This is a genomic window from Streptomyces sp. NPDC059718 (genome assembly GCF_042733315.1).
Taxonomy (GTDB): Bacteria; Actinomycetota; Actinomycetes; order Streptomycetales; family Streptomycetaceae; genus Actinacidiphila.
On the sequence record NZ_JBHWGA010000003.1, the window covers coordinates 337890 to 361236 of the forward strand.

The window sequence follows — 23347 nt, forward strand, 5'->3', positions numbered from 1 at the left end:
TCACCGCACCCGCACCGGGAAGGCCGGCACCGAGACCGCCTCGTCGTCGAGGCAGCGGCCGTCCTCCAGGTCGAAGCGCTGCTTGAGCAGCGGGGAGGCGACGAAGGCCCGGCCCTCGGCGGTGGAGCCGAGCAGGCCGCGGGACAGGACGTAGGCGCCGGTGAAGGGGTCGCGGTTGTCGATGGCGTACGGGCGCCCGTGCCGGTCGGTGAAGAGGGCCGCCTGCCGGCCGTCGGGGAGGAGGGCGGCGACGCCGCGGCCGGGGGTGAGGACGTCGTGGTCGCAGACGGCGAACCAGCCGGCGGTGCCGGGGAGGAGGACTTCGACGTTCATGCGGTGGTGGTCCCTTCGAGGGTGCGGACGGGGAGCACGGGGCCGGCGAGCAGGTCGAGGTCGGGCTTGACCTGGTCCCGCTCGGGGACGAAGCGGACCGAGGGGTCGGGCACGCCGGGCGCGTTGACGAAGGAGACGAAGCGCCGCAGCCGCTCCGGGTCCCCCAGCGTCTGCGCCCACTCGTCGCGGTAGTGCGCGACGTGGTCGGCCATCAGCCGCTCCAGCTCCCCGCAGATGCCGAGCGAGTCGTGGACGACGACGTCGCGTACGTGGCCGAGCCCGCCCTCGATCCGCTCCAGCCAGGCGGAGGTGCGCTCCAGGCGGTCGGCGGTGCGGATGTAGAACATCAGGAAGCGGTCGACCAGCCGGACCAGTTCGGCGTCGCTCAGGTCCTGGGCGAGCAGGTCCGCGTGACGCGGGGTGGCGCCGCCGTTGCCACCGACGTAGAGGTTCCAGCCGCTCGCGGTGGCGATCACGCCGAAGTCCTTGCTCCGCGCCTCCGCGCACTCGCGCTGGCAGCCGGAGACGGCGGACTTGAGCTTGTGCGGGGACCGCAGGCCCCGGTAGCGCAGTTCCAGGTCGATGGCCATGCGGACGCTGTCCTGCACGCCGTAGCGGCACCAGGTCTGCCCGACGCAGGACTTCACGGTGCGCAGCGCCTTGCCGTACGCGTGCCCGGACTCGAAGCCGGCGTCCACCAGCCGGGCCCAGATCATCGGGAGCTGGTCGACCCGGGCGCCGAACAGGTCGATCCGCTGGCCCCCGGTGATCTTGGTGTAGAGGCCGAAGTCGCGGGCCACCTCTCCGATGACGATCAGCTTCTCCGGGGTGATCTCCCCGCCCGGGATGCGGGGCACGATCGAGTACGAGCCGTTTCTCTGCAGGTTGGCCAGGAAGTGGTCGTTGGTGTCCTGCAGCGCGGCCTGCTCGCCGTCCAGGACGTAACCGGAGGCGCCGATCGCCGGGGCGAGCGAGGCGATGATCGACCCGACGGCCGGCTTGCAGACCTCGCAGCCGTCGCCGCCGCGTGCGCCCTCGCGGCCGTGACGGTCGAGCAGCTCGCGGAAACCGGTGATCCGCAGCGCCCGCACGATCTCGTAGAGCTCCTGGCGGGTCTGGGCGAAGCAGCCGCACAGCCCCTTGTCGACCTCGACGCCGGAGGCCTCCAGCTCGGCGGTGACCAACTGGCCCAGCACCTTCACGCAACTGCCGCAGCCTGTCCCGGCCCTGGTGCACTTCTTCACCTCGGGGACCGTCGTGCAGCCGTGCTCCGTGACCGCCCCGCGGATCGTGCCCTTGGTGACGTTGTGGCAGGAGCAGATCACCGCCTCGTCCGGCAGCGCCGACGGGCCCAGCGCCACGGGGGAGCCGGCGCCCGCCGGGAGCACCAACTGCTCCGCGGGGACCGGGGGCACCGAGCCGGTGAGCGGGCGCAGCATGCCGTACTGCTCGGCGTCGCCGACGAGGATGCCGCCCAGCAGCACGCCGTCCGGCGAGACGACCAGTTTCTTGTAGACCCCGGAGCGCGAGTCGGAGTAGACCACGTCGAGGCAGCCCGCGGTCGCGCCGTGCGCGTCGCCGAAGGAGGCCACGTCCACGCCGAGCAGCTTCAGCTTGGTGGAGGTGTCGGCGCCGGTGAAGGAGCCCTCCTGGCCGGCGATGGCCTTCGCCGCGGTCTCCGCCATGTCGTAGCCCGGCGCCACCAGGCCGTACACCCGGCCGTCCGAGGCCAGGGCGCACTCGCCGATCGCGTAGACCCGCGGGTCCTCGGTGCGGCAGGTCGCGTCGACGACGATCCCGCCGCGCTCGCCGACCGGCAGCCCGCACTCACGGGCGAGCTGGTCGCGCGGCCGTACGCCCGCGGAGAAGACCACCAGGTCGACGTCGAGCGACGAGCCGTCCGACAGCGCCATGGCCCGGACCGAGCCGTCGGCGGTCGTGACGATCTCCTGCGTGCCCACCCCCGTGTGGACGGTCACGCCCATGCCCTCGACCGTGCGCCGCAGCGCCTCGCCGCCGCCCTCGTCGACCTGCACCGGCATCAGCCGGGGCGCGAACTCCACGACGTGCGTGTCCAGCCCGAGCCCCTTGAGCGCGCCGGCCGCCTCCAGCCCGAGCAGCCCCCCGCCGACGACCGCGCCGGTGCGCGAGGTCATCGCGTACTCCTCGATCGCCAGCAGGTCCTCGATGGTGCGGTAGACGAAGCACCCCGTCGCGTCCTTGCCGGGGACCGGCGGCACGAAGGGGTACGAGCCGGTGGCGAGCACCAGGGTGTCGTAGCCGACCGTGAGCCCGGAGCGGGCGGTGACGGTCCGGGCCCGGCGGTCCACGGCGACCGCCGGGTCGCCCAGGTGGAGTTCGATGCCGTGCTCCGCCATGAAGCCGGCCTCCACCAGGGAGAGCCCCTCCGGGCCGGTGCCGGCGAAGTACGAGCTGAGGTGGACGCGGTCGTACGCCGGGCGGGGCTCCTCGCAGAGCACCACCACCCGGGCGCGGGAGGTCAGGCCGCGGTCGGCCAGCGCCTCCAGGAACCGCTGTCCGACCATCCCGTGGCCGACGAGGACGATGGTGGGCGTGGTCATGTCAGGACCCTCCGTTGTCGGTGAGCAGGTGGAGCGGGGGAACGGGCAGCGGCTCGTCGCCCTCCCAGGTGCGGGCGAGCGTGCCCACGGTGCCGAGGTCGCCGAGGAGGATGCCGCCGACGAGGCGGTCACCGCGCAGGACGACCTTCCGGTACGCGCCGCGCGTGGCGTCTGCGAGGCGGAGCACGTCGTCGCCCGGGGCGGGCGTGGTCTCGCCGAAGGAGGCGATGTCCAGGGCCGCCGGGCCGTTGAGGGTGAGCCGGGTCAGCGAACGGGTGCCGCCGTACCGGGGCGCGGGGTCGGCCGTCAGGACGTCCGCCAGCGCGTCCGCCTGCTCGGTGGCCGGGCCCGCGAGGCCGTAGACGACGCCGCCGTGCTGGGCGCAGTCGCCGATCGCGTGGACCGACGGGTCCGAGGTGCGCAGCGCGTCGTCCACGACCACCCCCTTGGCGACCGCCAGCCCCGCCGCCTGGGCGAGCCCGACGCGCGGCCGGACGCCGCAGGCCAGCACGACCAGGTCGGTGCCGAGGCGGTAGCCGTCGGCGAGTTCGACCGCGGTGACCACGGACCGCGCCGCCCGGCCGTCGCCGGCGGCGCCGCGGGGCAGGGTCAGCGGGCGCGCCCCGGCGGACCCGCCTCCCGTACGCGCCGCCACGGCCGGCCGCAGCCGCCGGGAGGGCCGCGCGACCCCGGCCCCGTCTTCGTCCCGGGTCAGCAGACCACGCACCCGGCACTGGGTGTGCACCTCGACGCCCAGGCCCTCCAGGTGCGCGCGCAGCAACTGCGAGGCGGCCTCGTCCAGATGGCGTTCCATCAGATGCTCGCCCTGGGTGGCGACCACCACCTGCGCCCCGCGCGCCGCCAGCGCCCGCGCCGCCGACACCCCGAGCAGCCCGCCGCCGACGACCACCGCACGCGCCCCGGGACGTACCGCCGCCGAGAGTGCCAGGCAGTCGTCCATCGTGCGGAAGGCGTGCACCCCCTCCGGGAACGTGCCGCCGTCCTCCGCGAACAGCCCGCGCAGCGGCGGCAGCACCGGATTGGAGCCGGTCGCCAGCACCAGCCGGTCGTACCGGACCACGCCACCGTCGTCGCAGACCACGGCCCGCTCGTCGCGGTCGATCCGCACCACCCGGACACCCCGGCGCACCACCGTGCCGGGCACCCCCGGCAGCGCGACCACCTCCGGCGCGTACCGGCCCGCCAGCACCTCCGCGAGCAGCACCCGGTTGTACGGGGCGTGCCGCTCCTCGCCGATCACCGTGACGTCCGCGCCGGAGGGCGCCAGACGCTGCGCGAGGCGCGCCCCCGCCATTCCGCCGCCGACCACCACCATCCTCATGGCACGAGCCTGCGGCGCCGCTGTTACCCGGCCGCATCCCCGTCGTTTCCCCCGGGGAACAGTGCCCTCAGCGCCCGCCCGGCCCCACTGTGAGCCCGAAGCGGCCTCCGGCTACGGCCGGTCGACCCTGATCATGGCGATCCCGGGCCGGACCTTGGCCACCGACGCGAAGTCCTGAGCGGCGTGGATCAGGGTCAGGCCGCGGGCCTCCGCGGTCAGCGCGATGAGGATGTCCATGGGCGACGGTCCCCTGTGGTGCCCGATGGCGATCAGATCACGCTGCACGGCGTGGATCCGGCGCCAGGGATCGTCGAGCGCCGGGCACCAGCCGAAGGTCCGGCGCAGTACGGCGAGAAACGGCTCGTACTCGCGATCGGAGCGCACACCGGTCATCAACTCGGCTTCGACCGGCGGACACATGGCGACCAGCCCCCGGGCCACATGCGTGGGCCACGGCTCGGGGATCTGCCGCCGCAACAGGCGCCACACCGCCGAGGTGTCAGCGAGGTAGCTCATCGGCCGCCGCGCTCCTGCTCCGCCAGGTAGTCGAAGTCCAGGACGTCCTCGGCGTGCTCCTGGAGCCATGCGAGCCCGCGGGCACGGTCGTCGGCGCTCGTCCCGGCCGCTATCGACAGGGCCAGGTTGATCGTCTCGCGCTTCGTCTTGGTGCCGAGCTGCCGCTGGGCGAAGGCGAGCATCGCGTCGTCCAGATCGATGACCGTGCGTGCCATGACGACCTCCCGGTTGATATCAGGCAGGATGCCCGTATATCAACAGCGATATCAGACGTCGATGGCCCGCGGCTGCGCCCGCTCGACGCGGACCGCGCACACCTTGAACTCCGGCATGCGGGAGGTCGGGTCGAGCGCCGGGTTGGTGAGGGTGTTCGCGCGGCCCTCGCCCGCCCAGTGGAAGGGCATGAAGACCGTGTCCGGACGGATGGCGCGGTCCACCCTGGCAGGCGCCACCGCACGGCCGCGGCGCGACGTGACGGCGACCGGGTCGCCCTCGGCGACACCGATGCGCTCGGCGAGCCGCGGATGGAGCTGCACGAACGGACCGGGCGCGGCGGCGTTCAGCTCCGCCACCCGCCGGGTCTGGGCGCCCGACTGGTACTGCGCCAGCACCCGTCCGGTCGTCAGGTACAGCGGGAAGTCCCCGTCCGGCTCCTCGGCCGCCGGCCGGTGCAGCACCGGCACGAACCTGGCCCGGCCGTCCGGCGTCGCGAACCGGTCGAGGAACAGCCGGGGCGTGCCCGGGTGCGCCCCGGCGTCCCCGGCCGGGACGTCCGGGCACGGCCAGAACACCCCGTCCTCCGCCTCGATGCGGCGGTAGGTGATCCCGGAGTAGTCCGCGGGCCCGCCCGCCGACGCGCGGCGCAACTCCTCGAAGACCTCCTCCGGGTCGGCAGGGAAGCCCTTCTCCCGGCCCAGGCGCGCGGCCAGCCCGTTCAGCACGTACAGGTCGCTGCGCACGCCCTCCGGCGGGTCCAGGGCCTTGCGCCGCAGCAGCACCCTGCCCTCCAGGTTCGTCGTGGTCCCCGTCTCCTCGGCCCACTGCGTCACCGGCAGCACCACGTCGGCCATCGCCGCCGTCTCCGACAGCACCACGTCGCACACGGCGAGGAAGTCCAGCGCCGCGATGCGCTCCGTGACGTGCGCCGCCCGCGGCGCGGAGACCACCGGGTTGGAGCCCATCAACAGCAGGCCCTTCACGTCCCGGCCCAGCGCGTCCAGCAGTTCGTACGCGCTGCGCCCCGGCCCCGGCAGGTCGTCCGGGTCGACCCCCCACACCCGGGCCACGTGGGCGCGCGCCGCCGGGTCGTCGAGCCTGCGGTAGCCGGGCAGCTGATCGGCCTTCTGGCCGTGCTCCCGGCCGCCCTGGCCGTTGCCCTGCCCCGTGAGACAGCCGTACCCCGACAGCGGGCGCCCCGCGCGGCCCGTCGCCAGGCACAGGTTGATCCACGCGCTCACCGTGTCCGTGCCCTTCGACTGCTGCTCCGGGCCGCGCGCGGTCAGCACCATCGCCTCCGGCACGCCGCAGAACAGCTCCACCGCCTCCCGGAGCCTGGGCACCGGCACTCCGGTGATCCGCTCGACCAGCTCCGGCCAGAGCGACATCGCCGAGGCCCGCGCCTCCGGCCAGCCGGTCGTCCGCTCCGCGACGAAGTCCTCGTCCACGCGGCCCTCCGCGACCACCAGGTGCAGCAGGCCGAGCGCGAGGGCGAGGTCGGTGCCGGGGCGCGGCTGCAGGTGCAGGTCGGCGTGCTCGGCGGTGCGCGTACGGCGCGGGTCCACGACGATCAGGCGGCCGCCGTTCTCCTTCAGCTCCGTGAAGTAGCGCAGCGCGGGCGGCATCGTCTCGGCGAGGTTCGAGCCGACCAGGATCACGCAGCCCGTCCGCGCGACGTCCGCCAGCGGGAACGGCAGGCCCCGGTCCAGGCCGAAGGCCCTGGTGTGGGCGGCCGCGGCGGAGGACATGCAGAAGCGGCCGTTGTAGTCGATCTGGGACGTCCGCAGCACGACCCGGGCGAACTTGCCGAGGGCGTACGCCTTCTCGTTGGTCAGGCCCCCGCCGCCGAAGACGCCGACCGCGTCGGGGCCGTGGGCGGCCCGCACCCGCAGCAGGCCTTCCGCGACCCGGTCCAGGGCGTCCTCCCAGGGGGCCGGCTCCAGCCGCCCCGAGGCGCGGTCCCTGACCAGGGGCCCGGTCAGCCGTGCCTCCGGGGCCAGCACGGCGGGCGCGGTGCGGCCCTTGCCGCACAGGGCGCCCTTGTTCACGGGGAAGTCGCGCTCCACGACGTCCGGGATGCGGCTGCCCCCGGCGGTGCGGCGGAGGCCCATTCCGCACTGCAGGGCGCAGTAGGGGCAGTGGGTGTCGACGGTTCCGCTGGCGCTCATGCCGCCCACGATGCGGCGCCGGTGTTTCGCCCCCCGGGCGGGGGCGTTACGCCCGGCGTACGGTGCGCTCCCTGCGGGGCTGTGCGGGGTGTGAGGGTGCGGGTCGTTTGCCGTGTGCGGGTGCGTTGTGGTTGCGGTGGGGGGGGGGTTCCCGCCCGCCCTCCCGATTGCCCGGCGCGGTCAGTGCGGGCCTGCGCTCTGTTCGGGTGGGGTCGGTGCCGCGCCGGCGCACGTCTCCCCCAGCCTTCGGCCGGGGGGACCCCCACAGCGCTCGCGGTTTGGCCCTACATCGTTCGGCGCCCGGGTCCGCCGCTCGTCTCCCCCAACCTTCGGCCGGGGGGACCCCCATGGGCGCACCCCGCCACACCCCCTTCCGCGGGTTGGGGCGCATGACGGCCGGTGGGGGTTCAGAAAGGCACCTGCGGCCACCCCGGACCGCTCTCTGAACCCCGTCCGGCCGTTAGTCGCCCATACGACCGGAGGGGGTGTGGCGGGGTGCCCCCGCAGGCGACGAGCGGTGCGCGCGGCGCCGCATGACGTGGGGCAGCGCCGCGAGCGCCGAGGTGGGGGTCCCCCCGGCCGAAGGCTGGGGGCGTGCCCCGGCGCGGCACCGACCCCACAACGACCGCGCGAGGCGGTCACTGACCGCGCCGGGCAATCGGGCGGGCGGGCGGGGAAGAAACCCCAACAGCAACCACAACGCACCCGCACGCGGCGACACGGGGTAGCCCGGTCCGGGGCGGAGGTCACCCCAGGGCGCGCTGGACGCCGGCCTCGCGGGGGCCGAGGAAGCGGGGGTCCGGGGTGAACGCGGCGTCGAACGCGGCCTTCACGGCTCCCGCGACCTCGCGGGTCCCCCCGTAGTACCAGGTCGCGTCGTGCCGCTCGTCGACCCCGATCCCGTACGCCTCGATCCCGGCCGCCCCGCACAGCGCCAGCGCCCGCCGTATGTGGAAGCCCTGGCTCACCAGCAGCGCCCTGTCGACGCCGAAGACGCGCCGGGCCCGGGCGCAGGAGTCCCAGGTGTCGAAGCCGGCGTAGTCGAGGACGACCTTGTCACGGGGCACGCCGTGTGCGGCCAGGTAGTCCCGCATCGCGGTCGGCTCGTCGTAGTCGGTGCGGCTGTTGTCGCCCGTGACGAGGACCGCCCGCACCTTGCGCGCCGTCCACAGTTCGGCGGCCGCGTCGAGGCGGTGGGCCAGGTAGGGGGAGGGCTCGCCGTTCCACAGGCCCGCGCCGAAGACGACGGCGACGGGCTCCGCGGGGGCGTCCGCCACCGTACGGACCCGGTCGTCCGCGGTGACCTGGAGCCACGTGGCGGGCAGCAGCGCCAGCACGCCCAGGGCCACGGCGGCCCACAGCAGGTGCCGCCGCCCCCGTCTGGACCGCGGTAGCTGTGGCAGCCGCGCGAGCCGCCGCAGACGCGGCAGCACGGCCCCCACGCGTACCCCTGGCGTCTTCCGGTTCAGGCTTCGTTCCACGTCCGAGTCGACGTCCCGTACGTCCCTGCGGTTCCATGAGGGTGATGCGTGACGACCATTCCCGCCTCCCGTTCTTCGTGTACGGGACCCTGCGGCCCGGCGAGATCAACCACTCCTGGCTGCTGCGCGGCCGGACGACGTCCGAGACGCCCGCCGTGCTGCACGGCGCGCTGCTCTTCGACGGTCCGGGCTACCCGTACGCCGTGGCCGACGACCGCGGCCGCATCCACGGCGACGTCATCCATCCGGTCGAAGACCTGTACCAGGAGGTGCTCGCGGACCTGGACCGCCTGGAGGAGTACAGCCCGGGCGCCGCCGGGAACCTGTACGAGCGGGTGGTCCGCGACGTGCGCACCTACGCCGGGCGGACGGTGCCCGCATGGGTGTACCTGGCGGCCGCGGACCACGAACGGGAGCTGCGCGAGAAGGGGCGCCCCATCGAGGGCGGGGACTGGAAGCGCCGCTGACGCACGCTCTGCGGGCGCCCCTCACACCCGCCCGCACGGAGTGTGAAGTGGCGGAAACCAGTCGTCATCTCGGTGCAACGGGGTGGCAACCCCCGCTCGCCACACTCGGTGCATGACGGCCGAGGAACCCGCGCCGCACGGCGTGCCAGGACCGGACCACTTCGACAGTACGGCGCAGCTCATGTCCCGGATCACCACGCAGCTCAGCAGCCAGCTCTCCCGGGTGACGCTGCGCTCCGCGGCACCCCGCCGCCCCGTCCTGGTCGCCGTCGCGCACGGCAGCCGCGACCCGGAGGCGCTGCGCACCGCGCACGCCCTGCTGGAGCGGATCAGGGACCTGCGCCCGGGGCTGGCCGTGCGGCTCGGCCACATCGAGATCGACGAGCCGTCGCTGGACGACACCCTTGCGGCCCTGCGCGGCGAGGCCGTCCTGGTGCCACTGATGCTGACCCGCGGCCACCACGTCAAGCGGGACGTCCCCGGGGCGCTGGCCCGTGCGCCCCACCTGCGGGGGCGGGTCGCGGCGCCGCTCGGCCCGCACCCGCTGCTCGCCGAGGCGCTGTACGACCGCCTGGGCGAGGCGGGCTGGCGCACGGGCCTCCCGCGGGCCGCCCGGCGTGCCGGGATCGTGCTGGCCGCCGCAGGGTCCAGGGACCCGCAGTCGGCCCGGGACACCGAGGCGACGGCCGCGCTGCTGCAGGCCCGGCTGGGCGGTGGGGTGCCGGTGGTGCCCGCGTACGCGTCGGGCGGGCCGGACGTCGCCGCGGCGGTGCGGCAGCTGTCGGCCGACGGCCGGGACCGGGTCGCGGTGGCCTCCTGCTTCGCCGCGCCGGGCCGCTTCGCGACCGCGGCGGCCGCCGCGGCGCCGTGGATCGCCGCCGCCCCGCTCGGCGCGCATCCGGCGATGGCGGCGCTGGTGCTGCACCACTACGACCGGGCGCTGGCCGGCACGGCGGGTCCCGCCGCCGCGGCGCAGCTGGCCACGGCGTAGCCGCCGGTACCGGGTCGCGCCCGCTACCGTCGCGGTATGGACGCGAACCACCCTGCGGCGACCGACTACGCCCCCTACAGCGAAGCCGACACCGAGCGCTACGTGCCCGAGCCCGACAAGCGGCCCGGCCGCACGTCGTTCCAGCGGGACCGGGCCCGCATGCTGCACTCCGCGGGGCTGCGCAGGCTGGCCGGGAAGACGCAGGTGGTGGACCCGGTCGACGACGCCCGGGCGCTCAACAGCAGCCCGCGGACGCGGCTGACGCACAGCCTGGAGTGCGCCCAGGTCGGCCGGGAGCTCGGGGCGGCCCTCGGCTGCGACCCGGACCTGGTGGAGACCGCCTGCCTGGCCCACGACATCGGCCATCCGCCCTTCGGGCACAACGGGGAGATGGTGCTCGCCGAGGTCGCGGCCGGCTGCGGCGGCTTCGAGGGCAACGCCCAGAGCCTGCGCATCCTGACCCGGCTGGAGCCGAAGCGTTTCGCCCACGCCGACGACGGCACCCTGACCAGCGTGGGCCTCAACCTGACCCGGGCGGCGCTGGACGCGGCGACGAAGTACCCCTGGCCGCGCGGCGGGCACCCCACCGACCCCACCAGCCCCAAGTTCGGCGTGTACGAGGACGACCTGCCGGTCTTCGAGTGGCTGCGCCGCACCGCCCCCGCCGACCGCCCGTACGTGCAGTGCTTCGAGGCGCAGGTCATGGACTGGGCCGACGACGTGGCGTACTCCGTCCACGACGTCGAGGACGGGCTGCACGCCGGCCATCTGGACCCGGCGGTGCTGCTCGCCGAGCCCGAGCGCCGCGAGATCTTCGCCGTCGCCGCCGGCCGCTACGCCCCCGGGGCGGCCGAGGACGAGCTCGCGCAGGCCCTGGACCGGTTGCTGGAGATGGAGTGGTGGCCGCACGGCTACGACGGATCCGCCATCGCCCAGGCCCGGCTGAAGGACGCCACCTCGCAGCTGATCGGCCGCTTCTGCCTGGCCGCCGAGCGCGCCACCCGGGACGCCTACGGCACCGGCCGGCTCACCCGTCACCGCGCCCAGCTGGTCGTCCCGCGCGACCAGCGGCTGGAGTGCGCCGTCCTGAAGGCGGTCGCCGACCGGTACGTCATGCAGCGCGAGGCGCAGGAGCGGCGGCGCGCCCAGCAGCGCGTGGTCATCGGGGAGCTCGCCGAGGCCCTGCTGTCCCGGGCGCCGGAGGGGCTGGACCCGCAGTTCCGTGGCATCTTCGACGAGGCCAAGGACGACCGGGCCCGGCAGCGGGCCGTCGTCGACCAGATCGCCTCGCTCACCGACGCGGCCGCGACCGCCCTGCACGCCCGCCTCACCGCCCCCCGGTGAGCCCCCGGCGGGCCCCCGGCCGCCCCCGCGCGCCGCGCCGCCCCCGTTCCCGGTCGGCGCGGCACTCTTCACGTCGGCCCTGCCGTGCGGGACGCTCACATGACTGGCAATTGCCAGAGGGAGGGCCCCCGGGCACCCGAGGACACCAGGGAGGCGCACAGTGGTGGACGCAGACCACACATTCGTCATCGTCGGGGCGGGGCTCGCCGGGGCGAAAGCGGCGGAGACGCTGCGCTCCGAGGGTTTCACCGGCCGCGTGATACTGATCGGGGACGAACGCGACCACCCCTACGAACGACCCCCGCTCTCCAAGGGCTTCCTGCTGGGCAACGAGGAGCGCGAATCGGTCTTCGTCCATCCCGCCGCCTGGTACGCCGAGCACGACGTCGAACTCCACCTCGGCCAGCCGGTCACCGGCCTGGACCGGACCGGCAAGCGGATCACCCTGGGCGACGGCACCTCCATCCCGTACGACAGGCTGCTGCTGACCACCGGCGCCGAGCCGCGCCGGCTGGACATCCCCGGCACCGACCTGGCCGGGGTGCACCACCTGCGCCGTCTCGCGCACGCCGAGCGGCTGAAGAACGTGCTGACCTCGCTCGGCCGCGAGAACGGCCACCTGGTGATCGCCGGAGCGGGCTGGATCGGCCTGGAGGTGGCGGCCGCCGCCCGCGGCTACGGCGTCGAGGTCACGGTCGTCGAGCCGCAGCCGTGCCCGCTGCACTCGGTCCTCGGCCCGGAGCTCGGCGAGGTCTTCGCCGACCTGCACCGCGAGCACGGGGTGCGGTTCCACTTCGGCGCGCGGCTCACCGAGATCACCGGCCAGGACGGCATGGTGATGTCGGTGCTCACCGACGACGGCGAGGAGCACCCCGCCCACCACGTGCTCGCCGCGATCGGCGCCGCCCCGCGCACCGCGCTCGCCGAGGCCGCCGGGCTCGCGCTGGCCGACCGCGCCGCCGGCGGCGGCATCGCCGTGGACGCCTCGCTGCGCACCTCCGACCCGGACGTCTTCGCCGCGGGAGACGTCGCCAACGCCGAACACCCCCTGCTGGGCGGCCGGTTGCGGGTCGAGCACTGGGCGAACGCCCTCAACAGCGGGCCCGTGGCGGCCCGTGCGATGCTCGGCGGGGACGTGGTGTACGACCGGGTCCCCTACTTCTTCACCGACCAGTACGACCTGGGCATGGAGTTCTCCGGGCACGCCGCCCCCGGCACCTACGACCAGGTGCTGGCCCGGGGAGACATGGGCAAGCGGCAGTTCATCGCCTTCTGGCTGCGCGACGGCAGGGTGCTGGCCGGGATGAACGTCAACGTGTGGGACGTGACCGACACCGTCCAGAAGCTCATCCGCTCCGGCCGCCAGGTCGACACCGACGCGCTGGCCGACCCCACGGTCCCCCTGACCTCCCTCCTGGAGTGAGCCCGGGGGCGGTCACCTAGCATGGCTGTCATGGAGCCCAGGACCGCCGTCGTACCCGTCGAGGAGATCTTCGAACTGCGCTGGAGGGTGCTGCGGACCGGGCTCCCGCGGAAGTCGGCGATCTTCCTGGAGGACGGTCATCCGCTCGCCTTCCACATGGCGGCCTACGACGGCGACGGCGGCGACGAGGTCGTGGCGTGCGTCACGCTCTTCCCGGAGCAGCTGCCCGGCGACGGCGCGATCGCGTACCGCATCCGCGGCATGGCCAGCGCCCCGGAGGTCCGCGGCCGCGGCTACGGGGCGGCGCTGCTGCACGCCGCGCTGGAGCAGGCCCGGCAGCGCGGGGCCGAGCTGGTGTGGTGCAACGGCCGTACCTCGGCGCGCGGCTTCTGGGAGGGGCAGGGCTTCATGGCGGTGGGGGAGGAGTTCGTGCTGGAGCCGGCCGGCCCGCACTTCCTCTTCGTCGCCAAGCTGGTCTGACCTTCCTCGGGCCGCGCCGTAGAATCCTTCCGTGGCTGGGCGGATCAGGGACGAGGACGTCAAGGCGGTACGGGACGCGGTCCCGATCGACGCCGTCGTGTCCGAGTACCTGCAGCTCAGGAACGCGGGCGGTGGCAACCTGAAGGGCCTGTGCCCCTTCCACGACGAGAAGTCGCCCTCTTTCCACGTGAGCCCGAGCAAGGGGCTCTACCACTGCTTCGGCTGCCAGGAGGGCGGCGACACCCTCGACTTCGTGATGAAGGTCGACCACCTGTCCTTCTCGGAGGCGGTCGAGCGGCTCGCCGCCGTGGCGGGCATCACGCTGCGCTACGAGGAGGGCGGCTACACCCCGGGCCGGCAGCAGGGCGAGCGGATCCGGCTGGTCGAGGCGCACAAGGCGGCCGCGCAGTTCTACGTCGAGCAGCTGGGCGGCGCCGAGGCCGAGATCGGCCGGAAGTTCCTCACCGAGCGGGGCTTCGACCAGGCCGCCGCCGAGCACTTCGGCGTCGGCTACGCCCCGGCGGGCTGGGACCACCTCGTCCGCTTCCTGCGCGGCAAGGGCTTCACCGATCGCGAGCTGATCGTCTCCGGACTCGCCAGTGAGAGCCGCCGCGGCGGTGCCATCGACCGCTTCCGCGGCCGGCTGATCTGGCCGATCCGCGACATCACCGGCGAGGTGATCGGCTTCGGCGCGCGCAAGCTGCGCGAGGACGACCAGGGCCCGAAGTACCTCAACACCCCCGAGACGCCGATCTACAAGAAGTCCCAGGTCCTGTACGGCATCGACCTGGCGAAGAAGGAGATCGCCCGCACCAGCCGGGCCGTCGTCGTCGAGGGCTACACCGACGTCATGGCGTGCCACCTCGCGGGCGTCACCACCGCCATCGCGACCTGCGGCACCGCCTTCGGCGGCGATCACATCAAGATCCTCCGCCGGCTGCTGATGGACAACTCGGGCGCCGAGGTCGTCTTCACCTTCGACGGCGACGAGGCCGGCCAGAAGGCCGCCCTGCGCGCCTTCGAGGACGACCAGAAGTTCGCCGCAGAGACCTCCATCGCCATCACCCCCGGCGGCATGGACCCCTGCGACCTGCGCCTCGCCGAGGGAGACGCCGCCGTACAGCGGCTGGTCGACACCCGTACCCCGCTGTTCGCCTTCGCCCTGACCTCGGTCGTCGCCCGCTACAACCTCGACACCGCCGAGGGCCGGGCCTCCGCGCTGGAGGCGGGCGCGCCCATCGTCGCGGGCATCAAGAACGCCGCCATCCAGCACGAGTACGCGGTGCAGCTGGCCGGCATGCTCGGCATCCTCGACTCGCAGTTCGTGGTGCGCCGTGTCGCCCAGCTCGCCCGCTGGCAGCGCGAACGCCGCCAGTCCGGCGGCGCCGCCCAGCTGGGCCGGGGCGCCGCGGCGCGCCCCGACGCGGCCCCGGGCCCCGCCGCTCCGGCCGGTCCGCGCGGGCCGCGGCTGGACATGCGCAGCCCCGCCCACCGGGTCGAGCGCGAACTGCTCAAGCTCGCCCTCCAGCACCCGGAACTGGTCTCCCCGGCCTTCGACGCCTACGGCGAGGACGAGTTCACCGCACCGCCGTACGCCGCCGTGCGCCGCGCCATCGCCGAGGCGGGCGGTGCCGAGGCCGCCGACGCCGAGTTCCTCGTCCGGGTCCGCGACGTGGCCCCGGACGACACCGTGCGCTCGTTGGTGACCGAACTCGCCGTCGAGCCGGTCCAGCACAAGGCGCCGGACATCTACGCCGGCAAGATCCTCGTCGACGTACGCCGTCAGGCGGTCGCCCGCCGCATCGCCCAGCTCAACGCCGACCACACCCGGCTGAGCGCCCAGGGCCCGCGCGCCGACGAGGCCCAGCTCGCCGCCGTCCAGGGCGAGCTGTGGGCGCTCCAGCAGTACGGCCAGCGCCTGCGCGAACAGGGCGTCGCCGCCCTCTGAGCCGGACGCGGACGGCCGTCCTGCCCGGGAACGGACGGGGACGCGGGCGTGACGAGGGGGTTGCCCTCCGTCACAAAAAAGCGGCGCACGACCCTCGTGGGCATGGTGTGCCGTAGGCCACACTGGGGGCGGTGCAAGAGTCCTCGGAGCGCGGACTGCCGAGCGGTGTCGATGGTGACGCCACCGGAGTGCCGCTGACGGCGAACTCCCGGACGGGCCGTGGCGAGGACGCCGCGACCGTTCCGTCGCGGCGCGTCTCCGAGTCCGTGGCTGCGCTCACCGTGGAGGTCTCTCCCGTGCACATCCAGACACTGACGCCCCTGACGGCCCCGGCCGACGCCCTGCTGGAGCGCGTGCCGGAGCAGAACCACGCGGCCGTGCACCCCGAGGAACCGGCCGGCGAACCCGACGATTCACAGGCGCAGGCGCGGGCGGAGGCCGCGGCGGAGACGGGGTCCGACCCCGAGTCCGATGCCGACCCGGGCCCCGTACGGCGGACCGGCGACGAGGTCTCCGGCCCGTCCGCGGACCTGTTCCGCCAGTACCTGCGCGAGATCGGCCGGATACCCCTGCTCACCGCCGAGGAGGAGGTCGAGCTCGCCCGCCGGGTCGAGGCCGGCCTCTTCGCCGAGGAGAAGCTGAACGGCACTCCGGACCCCGACTCCCGGCTCGCCGTCGACCTCGACCGGCTGGTCGTGCTGGGCCGGATGGCCAAGCGCCGCCTGATCGAGGCCAACCTGCGCCTGGTCGTCTCCGTCGCCAAGCGCTACGTGGGCCGCGGCCTGACCATGCTCGACCTGGTCCAGGAGGGCAACCTCGGGCTGATCCGCGCTGTGGAGAAGTTCGACTACGCCCGCGGCTACAAGTTCTCCACCTACGCGACCTGGTGGATCCGCCAGGCCATGAGCCGCGCCCTGGCCGACCAGGCCCGCACCATCCGGGTCCCGGTCCACGTCGTGGAGCTGATCAACCGCGTCGTGCGCGTCCAGCGCCGCCTGCTGCAGGAACGCGGCTACGAGCCCTCCACCGAAGAGGTCGGCGCCCACCTGGAGATCCCCCCGGAGCGGGTGAGCGAGGTGCTGCGCCTGGCGCAGGAACCGGTGAGCCTGCACGCCCCGGTCGGCGAGGAGGAGGACGTCGCCCTCGGCGACCTCATCGAGGACGGCGACGCCACCTCGCCCGTGGAGTCCGCCGCCTTCCTGCTGCTGCGCGAGCACCTGGAGGCGGTGCTGTCCACCCTCGGCGAGCGCGAGCGCAAGGTCGTCCAGCTGCGGTACGGCCTGGCCGACGGGCGCCCGCGCACCCTGGAGGAGATCGGCCGGATCTTCGGCGTCACCCGCGAGCGCATCCGGCAGATCGAGTCCAAGACCCTCAACAAGCTGCGCGACCACGCGTTCGCCGACCAGTTGCGCGGCTACCTGGACTGAGCACGCGCGAGCCCCCGCCGGCCGGGCCGGCGGGGGCTCGCGTCGCGGCCTCGCGGTCGGTCAGTCGACCTCCGCCACCGCCTGCGCGAACTGCGCCGCGTACAGCCGGGCGTAGGCACCGTCCTTGGCCAGCAGCTCCTCGTGGGTGCCCTGTTCGACGATGGCGCCGCTCTCCATCACCAAGATGACGTCCGCGTCGCGGATCGTGGACAGCCGGTGGGCGATGACGAAGCTGGTCCGCCCGTGGCTGAGCTGCGCCATGGCCCGCTGGATCAGCACCTCGGTACGGGTGTCGACCGAGCTGGTGGCCTCGTCGAGGACGAGGATCACCGGGTCGGACAGGAACGCCCGCGCGATGGTGATCAGCTGCTTCTCGCCGGCGCTGACGCCCGTGCCCTCGTCGTCGATGACGGTGTCGTACCCGTCCGGGAGGGTGCGGACGAAGCGGTCCGCGTGCGCGGCGCGCGCGGCCTCCTCGACCTGCTCGCGGGTCGCGCCCTCGGTTCCGTACGCGATGTTCTCCGCGATCGTGCCGCCGAACAGCCACGTGTCCTGCAGCACCATGCCGATGCCGGAGCGCAGTTCCTCCCGCGGCAGGGACGCGATGTCGGTGCCGTCGACGGTGATCCGGCCGCCGGTGACCTCGTAGAAGCGCATGAGCAGGTTGACCAGCGTGGTCTTGCCCGCGCCGGTCGGGCCGACGATGGCGACCGTGTGGCCCGGTTCGACGGTCAGCGACAGGTCCTCGATGAGCGGCTTCTCCGGCTCGTAGCGGAACGCCACGTCCTCGAAGCCGACCTCGCCGTGCTGCTCCTTGCGCAGCCCGAGCGTCTTCGGCTCGGGGCTCTGCTCCTGCGCGTCGAGCAGCTCGAAGACCCGCTCGGCGGAGGCGACCCCGGACTGCACCAGGTTGGACATGCTCGCCACCTGGGTCAGCGGCTGGCTGAACTGCCGGCTGTACTGGATGAAGGCCTGGACGTCGCCGATGGACAGCGCGCCGCTCGCCACCCGCAGGCCCCCCACGACGGCCACCAGGATGTAGTTGACGTTCCCGATGAACATCATCGCGGGCTGGATGACGCCCGAGATGAACTGCGCCCGGAAGCCAGACTGGTAGAGCGCCTCGTTCTGCTCGCGGAAGGCCTCCGCGGACTCCTCCTGGCGGCCGAAGACCTTCACCAGGGTGTGCCCGGTGTACATCTCCTCGATGTGGGCGTTGAGCTTGCCGGTGGTCCGCCACTGCTGCACGAACTGCGGCTGGGCCCGCTTGCCGACCGCCGTGGCGACGAACACCGACAGCGGCACGGTCACCAGCGCCACCAGCGCCAGCAGCCAGGAGATCGAGAACATCATCACCAGCACGCCCACGATCGACAGCAGCGCGAAGATGATCTGCCCCATCGTCTGCTGCAGCGTCTGGCCGATGTTGTCGATGTCGTTGGTGGCCCGGCTCAGCACCTCGCCGCGCGGCTGCCGGTCGAAGTACGACAGCGGCAGCCGGGCCAGCTTCGCCTCGACGTCCTGGCGCAGCCGGAACACGGTGCGCTGGATGACCGTCGTGGCCAGCCGGCCCTGGACGACCGCGAAGACGGCGGCGGCCGCGTAGATCGCCAGGGCGGTCAGCAGCACGTGGCCCACGGCGTCGAAGTCGATCCCGGCGCCCGGGGTGAAGTCGGCGGACTGCAGCAGGTCGGCGAGGGTGTCGCTGCCCTGCTGCCGCAGGTGCTCGATCGCCCCTGCCTTGTCGGTGCCCGCGGGCAGCGAACGGCCGAGGACCCCGGCGAAGATCAGGTCGGTGGCCTTGCCCAGGATCTTGGGGCCGATGACGTTGAGGGCGACGCCCAGCGTCGTGCAGGCCAGCATGGCGACGACCAGGGTGCGCTCGGGGCGCATCAGCCCCAGCAGCCGCTTGCCGGAGCCCTTGAAGTCCATGGACCGCTCGGTGGGCTGGCCGCCCATGAACCGCATCGGCCCCGCCGTGGGTGCGGGCCCCCTCCGGGGCGCGGGGACGCTCATGCCGCCTCCTGCTCGGTGAGCTGGGAGAGCACGATCTCCCGGTACGTGGGATTGCCGTCCATCAGTTCGTGGTGGGTGCCCGTGCCGACCACACGGCCCTCGTCGAGGACCACGATCCGGTCGGCGTCGCGGATGGTGCTGACCCGCTGTGCGACGATCACGACCGTCGCGTCCGCCGTCTCCCGGGCCAGCGCCCGGCGCAGCGCGGCGTCGGTGGCGTAGTCCAGCGCGGAGAAGGAGTCGTCGAAGAGGTAGACGCTGGGCTTGCGCACCAGGGCCCGCGCGATGGCGAGGCGCTGGCGCTGGCCGCCGGAGACGTTGGTGCCGCCCTGGGCGATCGGGGCGTCGAGTCCGGAGCCGCCGCCCTCCTGCGCGAGCCGCTCCACGAAGTCCCGGGCCTGTGCGATCTCCAGGGCGTGCCAGAGCTCCTCGTCGGTGGCCTCGGGGTTGCCGTAGCGCAGGTTGGACGCGACCGTCCCGGTGAACAGGTACGGCTTCTGCGGGACCAGGGCGACCGTCTCGGCCAGGTGCGCCGCGTCCAGTTCGCGGACGTCGGTGCCGTCGATCAGCACCCGGCCGCCTGTGGCGTCGAACAGCCGCGGCACCAGACCCAGCAGGGTCGTCTTGCCGCTGCCGGTGGAGCCGATCACCGCCGTGGTCTCACCTGGCCGGGCGACCAGGTCGATGCCGCGCAGCACCTCGGCCTCGGCGCCCGGGTACGCGAAGTCCGCGGCGCGCAGCTCCAGCTCGCCGCGCCGTACCGCGAGCCGCACCGGATCGGCGGGCGGGGTGACGCTGGGGTCGGTGCCCAGCACCTCCTCGATGCGCTCGGCGCAGACCTCGGCACGCGGCACCATCATCACCATGAAGGTGGCCATCATGATCGACATGAGGATCTGCATCAGGTAGCTGATGAAGGCGGTGAGCGCGCCGATCTGCATGCCGCCGCTGTCGATCCGGTGGGCGCCGAACCACAGCACGGCCACGCTCGTGATGTTCACGACGGCCATCGCGACCGGGAACATCAGCGTCATCATCCGCCCGGCGCGCAGCGCGACGTCCGTCAGGTCGTCGTTGGCCTTGCGGAAGCGGGCCTGCTCGAAGTCGTCCTTGACGAAGGCGCGGATGACCCGGATGCCGGTGATCTGCTCCCGCAGCACCCGGTTCACCGTGTCGAGCCGCTCCTGCATGGAGCGGAAGAGCGGCCGCAGCTTCCGCACCAGCAGCAGCACCAGCACGCCCAGCACCGGCACCACCGCCAGCAGCAGCGAGGACAGCGGCACGTCCTGGCCGAGCGCCATGATGATGCCGCCGAAGCACATGATCGGTGCCGAGACCATCAGCGTGAAGGTCATCAGCACCAGCATCTGCACCTGCTGGACGTCGTTGGTCGTCCGGGTGATCAGCGAGGGGGCGCCGAACTGCCCGACCTCGCGGGAGGAGAAGCGCTGCACCCGGTCGAAGACGGAGGCGCGGATGTCCCGGCCGACCGCCATCGAGGTGCGGGCGCCGTGGTAGACGGCGCCCACCGAGCAGGCGAGCTGGACGAGGGTCACGGCGAGCATGATGCCGCCGACCCGGAGGATGTAGCCCGTGTCCCCCTTGACGACGCCGTCGTCGATGATGTCGGCGTTGAGGGTGGGCAGGTAGAGCATGGCGAGGGTCGCCACGAGCTGCAGTACGACGAGCACGGAGACGGCACGCCTGTAGGGCAGGAGATGGGACCGGAGGAGACGGATCAGCACGACGGATGACCCTATAGTCCGATGGTTGCCGTAGGCACACGGTTTACCGGCTCATGGCCGACACCGGGATCAACCCGGGAACGCCCCCGGATGCGTCTGCTCACGCACCGCGACGTACTGCTGCCGCACCGAGTGCCCGATCGGCCCGTCGTCCGGGCCGGGTTCGGCCACGGCGTAGTCCGCGGGGTGCCAGTACGGCGGCTGATCCGGCGATGCCGTGCCGTTCACCACCCCCAGTGACCAGGCCGCCTGCCGGGCCGCGCCCAGCGCCGCGTACTCGGCCGGCGGCGGTACGACGACCTGCGCGCCCAGCAGCGCCGGGGCCATCGACCGTACGGCGGGGAGGTCACCCGCCGGGCCCAGCAGGAAGATCCGGCGCACCTCCACCCCGCGCGCCCGCAGCACGTCCAGCGCGTCCGCCAGCCCGCACAGCATCCCCTCGAACGCCGCCCGCGCCAGGTGCTCCGGCTTCATGCTCTCGCGCCGCAGCCCGTGCAGCGTCCCCGCGGTGTGCGGCAGGTCGGGTGTGCGCTCGCCCTCCAGGTACGGCAGCAGCACCAGGCCGTACGAACCCGGGGTGGAGCGCATCGCCAGCTCCGACAGCCCGGCCAGGTCGGTGCCGAGGAGCTCGGCGGTGCCGCGCAGCACCCGTACCGCGTTGCGGGTGTGGACGACCGGCAGATGGCGGCCGGTCGCGTCGGCGAAGGAGGTGATCAGGCCGGTCGGGTCGTTCAGCGCGTGGTGGTGCACCGCGAAGACCGTCCCCGCCGAGCCCAGCGACACCACCGCGTCCCCCGGGCCGACGCCCAGTCCGAGGGCGGCCGCCATGTTGTCCCCGGTGCCGGCCGAGATCAGCAGCCCCTCCGGGGTCCGGCCGGCCGGCTCGGCGGGGGCCAGCACGTCGGGCAGCTGCACCGGATGGCCGAGCGCCAGCTCCACGATGTCCGTGCGCCACCGTCCGGTCGCCGCCGACCAGTAGCCGGTGCCCGAGGCGTCGCCCCGGTCCGTCGTGCGCCGCCGGGGGCGCCCCATGAGCTGCCACACCAGCCAGTCGTGCGGCAGCAGCACCTGCGCGGTGCGCTGCGCCGAGGCGGGTTCGTGCCGGGCCAGCCAGCGCAGCTTGGCCACCGGGTACGCGGCCTGCGGCACCGCCCCGACCGCCTCGGCCCAGGCGCCGGGACCGCCCAGCTCCTCGGTCAGGTCGGCGGCCTGGATCTGCGCCCGCTTGTCGTTCCAGAGCAGTGCCGGCCGCACGAGCGCCCCGCCGGCGTCCAGCGCCAGCATCCCGTGCTGCTGTCCGGAGACCCCGATCGCCTCCACGCCCTCGAGCATCCCGCCCTTGGCCGCCTCGCCCAGCGACAGCAGCCAGGCCTCGGGGTCGATCTCGGTCGGCGTGCCGGCGCCCTCGCCGCCCGGCAGGGGGTGCGGGGCGTGCGTCTGCCGGAGCACGGCTCCGCTGCCGGTGTCGCACACGACGACCGTCGTGCCGGTGCCCGAGCTGTCGATCCCCGCCACAATCCCCATGCGGGCATCATGCCGCACCCGGCGCGTACGGCGGAAAACCGGGCACCTTCACCCGCATCCGCCCGCGCCGGACCGGCGTCGTCAGGTGTTGCTGGTGCCCCAGTCGTCCTCGACCGCCGAGCCGTTGCCGCGCACGCGGCGCAGCCGCTCCGCGACCGCCGGCGGCAGCCGGTCCCCGACCTTGGCGGTCACCGCGTCCACGGCCTTCACGGCCGCCCCGCGGCCCGCCTGGCCCGCGGACTCCACGGTGTTCCGCAGCGCCGGGTTCTGCGCGATGCGCTGGGCGCTCTTGCGCAGCTGCTCGTACCGGTCGCGGCCGGCCCGCGCCCCGAGCACGTACCCGACGGCGACCCCGCTGATGAACGTCAGCCGGTAGCGCATGGCTCCACCCTCTCCTCGTCTCGGGGCTGTGCTTCGCGCCTACCCGCCGTGGCCTGCGGACAACCACGGAGATACCGGTTGGCGGAGCACCCCCCACCTTGCGCTAATGTATGTGTCGCAGCGAGCGCACGCCGTCCGGGATGCCGGAAACGGGTGCATTCGGTGCAAGCGGAGCGATCCCCTGTAGCTCAATTGGCAGAGCAGCCGGCTGTTAACCGGCAGGTTACTGGTTCGAGTCCAGTCGGGGGAGCTCGCGCTCCTCTATCCCCTGTAGCTCAATTGGCAGAGCAGCCGGCTGTTAACCGGCAGGTTACTGGTTCGAGTCCAGTCGGGGGAGCAGCGGTCAAGGACCCCCGCGGGGGTCCTTTTTCGTGTCCCCGGGAACCGATCATCCGGTGATCGCAGTCCACCGGGTGGTGCGTCTGTGACCCGCGAGGGCGACAGATCGTATGAGCAGCTATGCTGCGGCAGACGGCGTGCACAGGATGGTGACGGCACGCCGTACGGGGCGGTAGCTCAGCCGGTTAGAGCAGCGGACTCATAATCCGTCGGTCGTGGGTTCGAGTCCCACCCGCCCCACCAAGGGCCGCGGGCCCGCAGGTTCAGGACCCGCAGCGAGATAACGAACGAAGCCCCTCCGGGTCACCCGGAGGGGCTTCGTCGATCGCTGGCCGGCCCGCTGCCGGCCCGAGTTGTCGACGATCACGCTCAACAGAGCGTCACCCCGGTTGCCTCATGCCGGTCTTCGTCACGTCCACACGTCGGGGCCGCCGCCGCGCCAGTCGAAGAGGTCGGGGTCGAGGACGCTGACGCCGTCGGGGTCGAGGCCGGCCCGGCGCAGGAACTCCAGCAGGTCGGCCATCCGGTACGCGGTGCCGAGGACCACGTCGTCCGCGCGGACCACCCGGCCGCCGGTGTCCCCAGGTGGCATCACGACTATGCGGTGCTCCATCCCGCCGGGAT

General features: G+C 73.6%; 19 protein-coding genes and 3 tRNA genes. 10 read left to right on the plus strand and 12 right to left on the minus strand.

Features of this window, described 5'->3' with window-relative positions; all coding sequences use genetic code 11:
* From nirD to ACFV3E_RS06420, 7 genes are all read right to left on the minus strand, one after another.
* Positions 1 to 333: a nitrite reductase small subunit NirD gene (nirD, locus tag ACFV3E_RS06390; RefSeq protein ID WP_500533661.1), complete on the minus strand. Its 333-nt coding sequence runs from the start codon at positions 331 to 333 to the stop codon at positions 1 to 3.
* A complete protein-coding gene (gene nirB, locus ACFV3E_RS06395; RefSeq protein ID WP_500533662.1) occupies positions 330 to 2915 on the minus strand; it encodes a nitrite reductase large subunit NirB in 2586 nt (861 codons plus the stop codon). Before nirB ends, nirD begins: the two co-directional genes overlap by 4 nt.
* 1 nt (position 2916) lies before the next feature.
* Positions 2917 to 4251 (minus strand): NAD(P)/FAD-dependent oxidoreductase, encoded by a 1335-nt coding sequence (locus ACFV3E_RS06400; protein WP_500533704.1) that lies wholly within the window; start codon positions 4249 to 4251, stop codon positions 2917 to 2919.
* 117 nt (positions 4252 to 4368) lie between these two features.
* A complete protein-coding gene (locus ACFV3E_RS06405) occupies positions 4369 to 4773 on the minus strand; it encodes a PIN domain-containing protein (protein ID WP_500533663.1) in 405 nt (134 codons plus the stop codon).
* A complete protein-coding gene (locus tag ACFV3E_RS06410) occupies positions 4770 to 4988 on the minus strand; it encodes a type II toxin-antitoxin system VapB family antitoxin (RefSeq protein WP_319140420.1) in 219 nt (72 codons plus the stop codon). Before ACFV3E_RS06410 ends, ACFV3E_RS06405 begins: the two co-directional genes overlap by 4 nt.
* Positions 4989 to 5039: 51 nt before the next feature.
* On the minus strand, positions 5040 to 7157 hold the full coding sequence (locus tag ACFV3E_RS06415; RefSeq protein ID WP_500533664.1) for a molybdopterin oxidoreductase family protein: 2118 nt from the start codon (positions 7155 to 7157) through the stop codon (positions 5040 to 5042).
* 746 nt (positions 7158 to 7903) lie between these two features.
* Positions 7904 to 8599, minus strand: a complete 696-nt coding sequence (locus tag ACFV3E_RS06420) for a SanA/YdcF family protein (protein WP_500533665.1) — start codon at positions 8597 to 8599, stop codon at positions 7904 to 7906.
* 83 nt (positions 8600 to 8682) lie between these two features.
* Here ACFV3E_RS06420 and ACFV3E_RS06425 point away from each other — a divergent pair, with 83 nt between their 5' ends.
* The 7 genes from ACFV3E_RS06425 (at position 8683) to ACFV3E_RS06455 (ending at position 16718) form a co-directional block, all read left to right on the plus strand.
* On the plus strand, positions 8683 to 9105 hold the full coding sequence (locus tag ACFV3E_RS06425; protein WP_500323046.1) for a gamma-glutamylcyclotransferase family protein: 423 nt from the start codon (positions 8683 to 8685) through the stop codon (positions 9103 to 9105).
* Between the two features lie 112 nt (positions 9106 to 9217).
* Complete coding sequence (locus ACFV3E_RS06430; RefSeq protein WP_500533666.1) at positions 9218 to 10096, plus strand: sirohydrochlorin chelatase; 879 nt, start codon at positions 9218 to 9220, stop codon at positions 10094 to 10096.
* A gap of 36 nt (positions 10097 to 10132) precedes the next feature.
* Positions 10133 to 11440 carry a deoxyguanosinetriphosphate triphosphohydrolase gene (locus ACFV3E_RS06435; protein ID WP_500369763.1) on the plus strand — a complete coding sequence of 436 codons (1308 nt, stop codon included), beginning with the start codon at positions 10133 to 10135 and terminating at the stop codon, positions 11438 to 11440.
* Positions 11441 to 11600: 160 nt separating this feature from the next.
* Positions 11601 to 12863: an NAD(P)/FAD-dependent oxidoreductase gene (locus tag ACFV3E_RS06440; RefSeq protein WP_500533667.1), complete on the plus strand. Its 1263-nt coding sequence runs from the start codon at positions 11601 to 11603 to the stop codon at positions 12861 to 12863.
* Positions 12864 to 12893: 30 nt separating this feature from the next.
* Entirely contained in the window at positions 12894 to 13343 is a 450-nt protein-coding gene (locus ACFV3E_RS06445; RefSeq protein WP_500533668.1) for a GNAT family N-acetyltransferase, read from the plus strand.
* Between the two features lie 31 nt (positions 13344 to 13374).
* On the plus strand, positions 13375 to 15291 hold the full coding sequence (gene dnaG, locus ACFV3E_RS06450; RefSeq protein ID WP_500533670.1) for a DNA primase: 1917 nt from the start codon (positions 13375 to 13377) through the stop codon (positions 15289 to 15291).
* Positions 15292 to 15422: 131 nt separating this feature from the next.
* The gene (locus ACFV3E_RS06455; protein WP_500533671.1) at positions 15423 to 16718 is read left to right on the plus strand and encodes an RNA polymerase sigma factor; all 1296 of its coding nucleotides are present in this window, start codon (positions 15423 to 15425) and stop codon (positions 16716 to 16718) included.
* 60 nt (positions 16719 to 16778) lie between these two features.
* Here the strand turns inward: ACFV3E_RS06455 and ACFV3E_RS06460 are convergent, their stop codons facing one another.
* The 4 genes from ACFV3E_RS06460 to ACFV3E_RS06475 all read right to left on the minus strand — a co-directional run bounded on the left by ACFV3E_RS06460 (position 16779) and on the right by ACFV3E_RS06475 (position 22384).
* Positions 16779 to 18734 carry an ABC transporter ATP-binding protein gene (locus ACFV3E_RS06460; protein WP_500533672.1) on the minus strand — a complete coding sequence of 652 codons (1956 nt, stop codon included), beginning with the start codon at positions 18732 to 18734 and terminating at the stop codon, positions 16779 to 16781.
* Entirely contained in the window at positions 18731 to 20479 is a 1749-nt protein-coding gene (locus ACFV3E_RS06465) for an ABC transporter ATP-binding protein (RefSeq protein ID WP_500533673.1), read from the minus strand. The genes ACFV3E_RS06460 and ACFV3E_RS06465 overlap by 4 nt, the downstream gene beginning before the upstream one ends.
* Before the next feature lie 69 nt (positions 20480 to 20548).
* Entirely contained in the window at positions 20549 to 22003 is a 1455-nt protein-coding gene (locus ACFV3E_RS06470) for an FGGY family carbohydrate kinase (RefSeq protein WP_500533674.1), read from the minus strand.
* An 81-nt stretch (positions 22004 to 22084) separates the two neighbouring features.
* Complete coding sequence (locus tag ACFV3E_RS06475) at positions 22085 to 22384, minus strand: YtxH domain-containing protein (RefSeq protein WP_500533675.1); 300 nt, start codon at positions 22382 to 22384, stop codon at positions 22085 to 22087.
* 177 nt (positions 22385 to 22561) lie between these two features.
* Between ACFV3E_RS06475 and ACFV3E_RS06480 the strand changes: the two genes are divergently transcribed.
* The 3 genes from ACFV3E_RS06480 (at position 22562) to ACFV3E_RS06490 (ending at position 22966) form a co-directional block, all read left to right on the plus strand.
* Positions 22562 to 22634: transfer RNA gene (locus ACFV3E_RS06480), tRNA-Asn, on the plus strand.
* A gap of 14 nt (positions 22635 to 22648) precedes the next feature.
* Positions 22649 to 22721 (plus strand) — tRNA-Asn (locus tag ACFV3E_RS06485).
* 168 nt (positions 22722 to 22889) lie between these two features.
* Positions 22890 to 22966, plus strand: a tRNA-Ile gene (locus ACFV3E_RS06490).
* 166 nt (positions 22967 to 23132) lie between these two features.
* On the opposite strand, the gene ACFV3E_RS06495 is transcribed toward ACFV3E_RS06490, so the two are convergent.
* A complete protein-coding gene (locus ACFV3E_RS06495; protein WP_500533676.1) occupies positions 23133 to 23336 on the minus strand; it encodes a hypothetical protein in 204 nt (67 codons plus the stop codon).
* Positions 23337 to 23347: the final 11 nt, after the last annotated feature.

Coding starts and splice junctions, on each gene's coding strand:
- ACFV3E_RS06410 (WP_319140420.1), bottom strand. CDS start 4,988: ATGGCACGCACGGTCATCGATCTGGACGACGCGATGCTCGCCTTCGCC.
- ACFV3E_RS06405 (WP_500533663.1), bottom strand. CDS start 4,773: ATGAGCTACCTCGCTGACACCTCGGCGGTGTGGCGCCTGTTGCGGCGG.
- nirB (WP_500533662.1), bottom strand. CDS start 2,915: ATGACCACGCCCACCATCGTCCTCGTCGGCCACGGGATGGTCGGACAG.
- ACFV3E_RS06435 (WP_500369763.1), top strand. CDS start 10,133: ATGGACGCGAACCACCCTGCGGCGACCGACTACGCCCCCTACAGCGAA.
- ACFV3E_RS06425 (WP_500323046.1), top strand. CDS start 8,683: ATGCGTGACGACCATTCCCGCCTCCCGTTCTTCGTGTACGGGACCCTG.
- ACFV3E_RS06400 (WP_500533704.1), bottom strand. CDS start 4,251: ATGGTGGTGGTCGGCGGCGGAATGGCGGGGGCGCGCCTCGCGCAGCGT.
- ACFV3E_RS06460 (WP_500533672.1), bottom strand. CDS start 18,734: ATGAGCGTCCCCGCGCCCCGGAGGGGGCCCGCACCCACGGCGGGGCCG.
- ACFV3E_RS06495 (WP_500533676.1), bottom strand. CDS start 23,336: ATGGAGCACCGCATAGTCGTGATGCCACCTGGGGACACCGGCGGCCGG.
- ACFV3E_RS06415 (WP_500533664.1), bottom strand. CDS start 7,157: ATGAGCGCCAGCGGAACCGTCGACACCCACTGCCCCTACTGCGCCCTG.
- ACFV3E_RS06475 (WP_500533675.1), bottom strand. CDS start 22,384: ATGCGCTACCGGCTGACGTTCATCAGCGGGGTCGCCGTCGGGTACGTG.
- ACFV3E_RS06445 (WP_500533668.1), top strand. CDS start 12,894: ATGGAGCCCAGGACCGCCGTCGTACCCGTCGAGGAGATCTTCGAACTG.
- ACFV3E_RS06470 (WP_500533674.1), bottom strand. CDS start 22,003: ATGGGGATTGTGGCGGGGATCGACAGCTCGGGCACCGGCACGACGGTC.
- ACFV3E_RS06430 (WP_500533666.1), top strand. CDS start 9,218: ATGACGGCCGAGGAACCCGCGCCGCACGGCGTGCCAGGACCGGACCAC.
- nirD (WP_500533661.1), bottom strand. CDS start 333: ATGAACGTCGAAGTCCTCCTCCCCGGCACCGCCGGCTGGTTCGCCGTC.